The sequence below is a fragment of the Caballeronia sp. genome, assembly GCF_049581465.1.
Classification (GTDB): Bacteria; Pseudomonadota; Gammaproteobacteria; order Burkholderiales; family Burkholderiaceae; genus Caballeronia.
Map to the genome: position 1 here is coordinate 1 of NZ_JBAUSA010000187.1, position 1,518 is coordinate 1,518.

The following is a 1,518-nucleotide window of genomic DNA, read 5'->3' on the forward strand; positions in this document are numbered from 1 at the left end:
CCGCGATACCAACGGGGCCGCTGCCGTCCTGCAATCGCAGCCGAAGCGTTGCGCGAGTGACTGTTACCTCGCCGAGATTGAAGGCGTCGCCGGTCCCGCCAATACGTCCCCTGACCATGGCCAGCCCAATGTCGGGCGCGCGCAACCAGTCAAACGCTGGCAAAGCCTTTCCATCGAGCGCGTCGTTAAGCGACGCTTCGAGTTGCTCACGCGACGTGCGCGCCAGAACTCCCATCCACTCTTGCCGCGACAGCGGACGCGCCGGGTCGAGCGCCTGCGCAGAGATACTCATTGCTTCCTCTTTTCATAGGGGAATCGGCGACATTCATCCGATCCATCAATCGAGACCTGCGGACGGCCCATCTTAGAGTCCATCCACCGTTTCGTCTATCATCTAGTCGTCTAGACGTTTAACCTTACAGATGTCTGTTTTCGAAACTCCGCGCAGCTTTCACATTTCCATCATGAGCGGCGCACTACAATGTCAAACCGATATTCAATCTGAGAGCAATGACACCGACATGACATTGAACGAAAACGCAGCGGATATTGCAGTAGAGCGTGGCGCGGGCGTCGCGGTGTGGCGGCAGATCGAACAGATCCTGTCGGCTGAAATTGCGGCGAGCAGCTTCGGCGACGAAGGTCGGTTGCCAAGCGAAGCGGAGTTGGCCAAGCGCTTTGACGTCAACCGGCACACGGTGCGGCGGGCGATGCTTCGGCTCGCCGCCACCGGATTGGTCAGCGTCGAACAGGGACGCGGCACGTTCGTGCAACCTGGCGCTATCGACTATCAGATTGGACGCCGGACGCGTTTTACCGAGAACCTGCGGCGCACCAACCATGTCTCCGGGGGCGTCGTGCTGTCGGCCGTGAGGGTCAAGGCCGATCCTGTCGCGGCGAAGGCACTGGGAGTCCGTGCTGGGACGCTCACGTACCAGATCGAGTCGCGTCACGACTCGGACGGCATTCCCATGACGTATGTACGCAACTGGTATCCGGCGGCGCGCTTCAACGGTTTGCCCGAAGTGCTGGAAGCTACGGGCGGCATCTCGGCCGCGCTGGCGCAGTTCGGGGTCCAGGACTACACGCGCAAGTGGAGCCGTATTGGCAGCGTGCTGCCCACCCCGGACATCGCACGACGCTTGCAGGTCAACAGCCAGCAACCGGTAATGTGGGTTGAGAATGTCGATGTAGATGAAGCCGGCGTGCCGATCAAGTACGGCATCACGCATTTCGCGGCGGATCGCGTGCAATTGCTGGTGGAGCACGACTGATGAACGACGGCATGATGGCGACCCTCAAGCCGGATGCGCGCCTGGCGCTCTACTACGCGCCACCTGTCGGGTCCGCGTGGTGGCAAGCCGGTTGCGAATGGCTTGGTCGCGACGCCCAGACGGGCGAGGCATTCGACACGCCCACGCCTGCGGCTCTTGCGGCGCTTGGTGTCGACGCTGCGAACGTAACGAAAGCGCCCCGCCGATACGGCTGGCATGGCACGCTGGTCCCGCCGTTTCGCTG

The 1,518-nt window shown here is 62.0% G+C and carries 2 protein-coding genes and 1 pseudogene; 2 read left to right on the forward strand and 1 reads right to left on the reverse strand.

What is annotated here, in order from left to right:
• A partial coding sequence (locus WCA53_RS04670; RefSeq protein WP_423906094.1) for a phosphonate C-P lyase system protein PhnG occupies window positions 1-292 on the reverse strand: 292 nt, incomplete at its 3' end.
• A gap of 229 nt (window positions 293-521) precedes the next feature.
• On the opposite strand from WCA53_RS04670, the gene phnF reads away from it, so the two are divergent.
• Window positions 522-1,274 carry a phosphonate metabolism transcriptional regulator PhnF gene (phnF, locus tag WCA53_RS04675; protein ID WP_423906097.1) on the forward strand — a complete coding sequence of 251 codons (753 nt, stop codon included), beginning with the start codon at window positions 522-524 and terminating at the stop codon, window positions 1,272-1,274.
• A pseudogene (locus WCA53_RS04680) lies at window positions 1,274-1,518 on the forward strand (hypothetical protein); the annotation flags it as partial. The gene phnF and the pseudogene WCA53_RS04680, both read left to right, overlap by 1 nt.

Excerpts from the sequence above, each read along its gene's own strand:
- phnF (WP_423906097.1), top strand. The coding sequence starts at position 522 with ATGACATTGAACGAAAACGCAGCGGATATTGCAGTAGAGCGTGGCGCG.